Genomic DNA, 6142 nt, shown 5'->3' on the forward strand with positions numbered 1-6142 from the left:
AGGAGAGATTATCTAACTTTTTTCATATTCTGTTGTGTAAAGAAGCTTTCTGATATCTTCTGATTAAATTTTGCATCATGATAGATCATAATGGTCTTTTTACCGTCCTCATCAGCAGGAATCATCTCCATACGAGTAGGCATGTAACGTCCACCTATTTCTTTTAATTCAGAATTATTCATAGTATTAACCAAGTACATATCTTCATCATAATTCTCAACTTTCATTTGATTATAATGTCCATCTGTAGATACCCAAGTCACTACTTTTCCCCACACTACTGCTGCATCTTCATGAGGTATTAATTCAATTTTATAGCATTCTACACCATTGACGGTTTCTTTGCTTAAAAGCTTCTGAGAGTAATCATTAACTACTGATGAACCTTTCATTAAATCGTCGTTAGTAAAATCAGAACCCATCCAAGACTGACTCATCATTGAAGGAGATATTTTGATAGTTCTTTCAATGCTAGGTGTCCAACTCCACATTTCTTTTTGCCTTTTTAAAGAAGCAGAACCTTTGTCTTTTGCTGGTGAGGTAATCAAAATTAAAAAGTACTTATCTGTGTCTTTAGACCATGATTTCATTTCCATCGATCTAGTCCAAGTAGGCCTGACCACTTTCATTGTCATATTTACGTAGCTACTTTTTCCTCTTTGTTGGTCTAACATTTTTGTTATTATCTCTTTCGCATCTTGTGCAAATGTCGTAGAGATACACGCTAATAAAGCGAAGCTTAGTGCAATGTATTTTTTCATTTTACTTTTTAATTGAATTATAAATCTGATGGTAAATTTTTTCGATTACAGGAATAGGATCATCATAGATCTTTGAAAAGGCCATTAAGGCAAAACCTTCTGAAGCTATAGATACATGTTGTGCGGTTGTTTGAATATCCACGTCCTCTTTGATAATTCCTTTTTTCTGATCTTCTAATAAGCAGTGGGAAAGGATTTGATTGTATTGAGTAAAATACCCCTTACTCATATCTAATAGCTTATTATCGTTTTTGATGTAGAAGAGAATATTCATATAGAATTCAAATGCATTCTCTCCGTTGGTTTCCATGGAATTCAATATCATATGATATTGTTGTAGCAATAAATCAAGCAATTCTCTAAAGGATAATTCTTGATATGGAATACTTAAAAATTCCTTCGATAGATTATTCCAAAAAGCCATCACACAAGCAACAATCAATTCTTCCTTGTTTTTAAAGTGATGGTAAAATGCTCCTTTAGATAAATCAGTTTCCTTGATCACCTGATTTAAAGAAACTCTATTCATGCCTTTTTCTTGAAAAAGCCGAATACCTACCTCGATAATATGTGATTTAGTGTCTTTCTCCATTTTCTTTTTGATAACAAACCAACTGGTCGGTATGTAAATGTATACATTAATTTTTTAAATCAAAAAAGAATTGGAAAAACATTATTAGTTATTGGTTTTAGAAAATAGATTATAAAAAAAATCCACTTCATAATTGAAGTGGATTTTTTTGTTGGTTGGTTAGTCAAACACTGGTACAGGTTCCTCTTTAAGAGATTCTGTGTTGAAGTGTTCTATAACTTTACCATCTTTTCTTATAGTTACATGATCCGGTGAGCAATTTACTTTATACTCATGTTTCATGATATTGATGTTGAAGTTATTGTTATCTACCTTTTTGAAAGTGTAACCATCTTCTGATTTGAATTCAGATAATAAGTGATCTCTAAAGTAGATGCCCACCCATTTTTTGTTGTGAGGTTTTACTCTAACATCGTGTTCGTCTCTAAATACTTTAAGTTCGTATTTCTCAGTATCTTTTAGGACAAAGTATTTCGGGATAATTTTGAAAAGGTATTCGCCATCGAAAGCCCATTCATCTCCTTTTTCTTTGTCTTTAAGGTGAAGCCAAGAGTAATAATCATTTAATACCTCGAATTCGCCTTCTAAATATTTAGCTTCTTCGATAATTTCAGGAGTAAGATCGTCTCTTGATTTGATTTCGTCAACATTTTTCATGCTGTGTTTATAGTGGTTGTACACTAAAAACTCTTCATAAACTGACATTTCAAATGTACTAGAGGCTGCTTCTTCTTCAGGAATATCTATTTCGATTTCCTCTTCTTCTTCTGTTTCTTGAACTACTGTTACCACTTCAACAGAATCTTTTTCTTCTACTTCTGCAGGAGGAGTAATAGGTTGGTTATCTTTAACGACCGGTTCTTCTTCTTTTGTTTGAGTTGAAGACGCAGCGGTTGCAGCAGCTAAACTACCACCTGCTTTTGCGACTCTTTCTTCAAAATAGTCATTGTCAGAGTAACGAATTTGGTTGATCAAAACAGATGAGACAATCTGATTGCCTTTTTTTACAGCAACATATCCTTTGCTATTCTCTGTCATTGGAAGTTCAGCAACATCACCTTTAGAATTGATAGGTGTAGATGTTCTTTTGTCGTCTAAGTAAGATATGATTTGTAGCTCTTCTGTAGAAGATACTTGGTCTACAAATGCATAAAATTTATTATCTTTTTTGGTAATTAACAGCACTCCGTCCCAGTCAGAGGTTGGTGCGAATCCAAACAGTACTAATAAAAATAGACCTAAGAAAAAAGTAGATTTTTTGGAATTCATTATACAATGAAATTATTAAATATTGAGTAATTGTGGAGTAATATCAAGTTACGACTAACAAAGGTAGTCATTAAATTTAATATATTTTATATAAAAAAGACAGTAATTACACAATATTAATTAATTGTTGTAATAAAATTGGGAATCAATTTTAAGAATGTCTTTACTCAGTTTATGTAGAATCTTACCGTTTTCTTTCACTACAAGGTATTTTTTATCAGAGTAGAAAGTATATGTTTTGCCGCCTGTTTTTACTTTCATTAAATTCTGATTAGTCATTTGAACGTAATAAGGTTGATAAGATTTTAAAGCGATGATTTCATGACCTCTATAATAAAAACCTAATAATTTCTTGTTATGAGGTTTCATGGAGATGTAGTGTTTATCTAAGAAAGACAACACCTCTTCTTCATTTTTATATTGTATATCAAAATAATCTGTATTTATTTCAAATAAATATTCTCCATCAAAAGCCATTTCTGAACTCTTTCTTTTGTGTTCTAAGTATAGCCAGCTATCATGATCTTTCACAACATGGTAATCAGAGTCAAAACTTAGAGCATCTTTTTTAACAGAAACACCTTGACGTGTGGGTTCTTTTTTCTTTCCTTTAATATATTTAGGGAATAGGGAGTTATAGATTACTTTTTCAAAATGAGCTAAACTCGAAGCTTTTCTGATTTTGGCAGGCCCTCTTGTGGCTACTACTTCAATCTTTTCTTCTTTGTATTCCTCAGTTGTTGGTAGTTCTTCTAGAGTAGCTTCCCCTCTATGTCTTTTGTTTTTTCTGTTTTCTTTTAAAACAAATCCAGCACCTACCTGTCCGGCATCTAAAACATCATCGTGTTTTTGTTTGTTTGAAGTAATAGCAGCCTTCGAAGGAGCAGAAGTATACGTTTTGGAAGTAAACTGATAACCGATTTGTTGGTCCATATTTTTCATCACAGCACTTCTTGCTAAAAGGTAATGCTGATTAGAAGAAATGATGTCGTGTACTTTTACAGAAGCAACAACGAATCCTAGTTTCTTCACCATAATGAAGCCAGTGACTTTAGAATTGGGCTGAACATTTACCTTTAACATCCTTCCAAAATCTTTGACTGGATGCTTAATGGTTTTTCCATTAATATTAGCAATAATGACTAATTCATTAATTTGTTCAGTTTTATCTACAAAGGCAGAGATCTGATCATCAGATTTGTTAGCTAACAAAACTCCATCCCAAAATGGAGGGGTAAATGTTGCAAGAGAGTCAGTATACGTAATAAGTACAAAAAATATACTTAATAGTAATAAGGTAATTTTTTTCATGATTATGATAGGTATCGCTGAATCAGCTATATAAGTAACGTCAGAAAGTTATTGTTATTTCATAAAAATAGATTGAGTGCAAAAAAATATTTGAAAATGGCAAAGAGTCAAAATATTAATCTGTTACAAATCATATAACAAAAAAAACGGATTACTTGAATAATTCCAAAATAATCCGTTTTAATTTAAATTATAAATTGTCGTTTTTCAGATAGTTAGCTAAAATTAGGCTTATCATCTGGATTTTGACCAATTTCATTTGTAATCTTAGTGACAATCTCATCAACACTTGCGTCCGCAGAGAATTGGATTGGGTCTTTAATTTGTACTTTAAGTTTAGTACCTCTTTTCTTAAATAACAATCCTTTTTTATCGAAAGCTCTTCTAAAACCATCAATAACAATAGGAACAACAATTGGGTTGTAACTTTTAATTATGTTACCCGTTCCTTTTCTCACTGGAGCATAAGGACTTGTTGTACCTTGAGGGAAAGTAACTAACCAACCTTGATCCAATGCTTTTTTAATTTTTAAAGGAGCATTAATATCGGCACCTCTTTTTACATCTTTACCCTGTGCTCTCCAAGAACGCTTTACCGTAACAGCTCCCGCCAATGAAAATATTTTAGGTATTATACCACTTTGTTTCATCGTTTCTTCAGCTGCTACATAATAAGTATTCACCCTTGGGTTTAACATATATATAGGTAAAGGAGCAACTCCTTTTTTAAATCCCCATTTAGCACTTGCGAAAATGTGATAAAAAGAAATAACGTCAGTGTAATATGTTTGGTGGTTGGAAACAAATAGAACATTATTTTTTGGAAGGTCTTTTAACTTCTCCATTCCCTCAACTTGTAAGTTGTTATGCAACTTTAATCGGGGATAGGTTAAGGCCGCTAAAGTGCCAATGAGCATTCTCTTTAAAAATATAACATTACCGAAATTATCTCTTCGGATAAGTTGGAACTTCTTTTTATTCTTTGTTTCAACCGAGCTAGTATCTTTAAATATATCTTTAATGTCCTGTTTTTTCTCCTTATTAATCTCTTTCATAAGTACTAATATGTTGTGCTATGTAAGTCCTCTTATTTATTTAAATAAAAGCCCCTTTATTATATATACTATAAATTGTGTTAGTGAGTTCTGATTTATTTAATAAAATTAGGATAACACAAAAATACGAAATAAAAAATGGAAGAAAGACTCTTTTACGAAAGACTTTTTATTGTAATTTTCTAAGATTAGTAACTACGTGTGTATTACAGAAGTATTCATTCACTTTTAAGCGAATATTTTTATTCTTTAGAATTATTTAATGTATGCAATCATTGATTTTCGCCCAAATAAGGAGTATTTAAATTCTTTAAGGATTAATCTTCAATGTTTTAATCATAAAATGTTTGTCTATCCGAAAAAATAGAGTTACATTTGCAGGCATTTCGAGGGAAATTATAATCGAAGACATAATGTACGCAATTGTAGAAATAGCAGGTCAGCAATTCAAAGTTGAAGAAAATAAATACATCTACACGCACAAACTTGATCAAGAAGAGGGTGCTGCGGTAGAATTTGAAAAGGTTCTTCTTGTTGATAACGCTGATAATGTATCAGTAGGAGCACCAACTGTAGAAGGTGCTAAAGTGACAGGTAAAGTACTTGGTCACGTGAAAGGCGAAAAAGTAATCGTCTTCAAGAAAAAGAGAAGAAAAGGATACAGAGTGAAAAACGGTCATAGACAACATTTCACAAAAGTCCTTATCGAAGGTATCTCTAACTAATTTATTTGGAACCGAAATTCCTAACGATAAAAAAACATGGCACACAAGAAAGGAGCGGGTAGCTCAAGAAACGGTAGAGAGTCGGAAAGTAAACGACTTGGTGTGAAAATTTTCGGAGGTCAGTTTGCAAAAGCTGGTAACATCCTAGTTAGACAACGTGGTACTAAGCACCACCCAGGTCAAAACGTAGGTATGGGTAAAGATCACACATTGTTCTCACTAGTTGACGGAACTGTAGAGTTCAAAAAGTCAAGATTGGGAAGATCTTTCATCTCAGTTGTTCCTTCAGCGGAATAGTCTATTAGATGACAAGAAATATAAGCCCAAATCTTTTAAAAAGATTTGGGCTTTTTTATGTCCAATATTTAAATTGTCATCAATCAAGAAATTATTGTGTTCATTATTTAGTGTCAATAATTTAATTTTTAT

7 protein-coding genes are annotated in these 6142 nt (G+C 32.2%); 2 read left to right on the forward strand and 5 right to left on the reverse strand.

All coding sequences use genetic code 11. The features are described 5' to 3' along the window. Positions 1–8: 8 nt before the first annotated feature. From MY04_RS20285 to MY04_RS20305, 5 genes are all read right to left on the reverse strand, one after another. Complete coding sequence (locus MY04_RS20285) at positions 9–761, reverse strand: outer membrane lipoprotein-sorting protein (protein WP_066212884.1); 753 nt, start codon at positions 759–761, stop codon at positions 9–11. A 1-nt stretch (position 762) separates the two neighbouring features. Beyond that, the gene (locus MY04_RS20290) at positions 763–1353 is read right to left on the reverse strand and encodes a TetR/AcrR family transcriptional regulator (protein ID WP_066212887.1); all 591 of its coding nucleotides are present in this window, start codon (positions 1351–1353) and stop codon (positions 763–765) included. Positions 1354–1512: 159 nt separating this feature from the next. Continuing rightward, entirely contained in the window at positions 1513–2622 is a 1110-nt protein-coding gene (locus MY04_RS20295; RefSeq protein WP_066212892.1) for a hypothetical protein, read from the reverse strand. Positions 2623–2742: 120 nt separating this feature from the next. Next, the gene (locus tag MY04_RS20300) at positions 2743–3933 is read right to left on the reverse strand and encodes a hypothetical protein (RefSeq protein ID WP_066212895.1); all 1191 of its coding nucleotides are present in this window, start codon (positions 3931–3933) and stop codon (positions 2743–2745) included. A gap of 215 nt (positions 3934–4148) precedes the next feature. Then, on the reverse strand, positions 4149–4988 hold the full coding sequence (locus MY04_RS20305) for a lysophospholipid acyltransferase family protein (RefSeq protein ID WP_084005994.1): 840 nt from the start codon (positions 4986–4988) through the stop codon (positions 4149–4151). Between the two features lie 413 nt (positions 4989–5401). Between MY04_RS20305 and rplU the strand changes: the two genes are divergently transcribed. After that, positions 5402–5713 (forward strand): 50S ribosomal protein L21, encoded by a 312-nt coding sequence (gene rplU / locus MY04_RS20310; RefSeq protein ID WP_066212899.1) that lies wholly within the window; start codon positions 5402–5404, stop codon positions 5711–5713. Positions 5714–5749: 36 nt separating this feature from the next. Further along, positions 5750–6010: a 50S ribosomal protein L27 gene (rpmA, locus tag MY04_RS20315; RefSeq protein ID WP_066212902.1), complete on the forward strand. Its 261-nt coding sequence runs from the start codon at positions 5750–5752 to the stop codon at positions 6008–6010. The last annotated feature ends 132 nt before the right edge of the window (positions 6011–6142 follow it).

The organism is Flammeovirga sp. MY04, from assembly GCF_001682195.2.
Taxonomy (GTDB): domain Bacteria; phylum Bacteroidota; class Bacteroidia; order Cytophagales; family Flammeovirgaceae; genus Flammeovirga; species Flammeovirga yaeyamensis.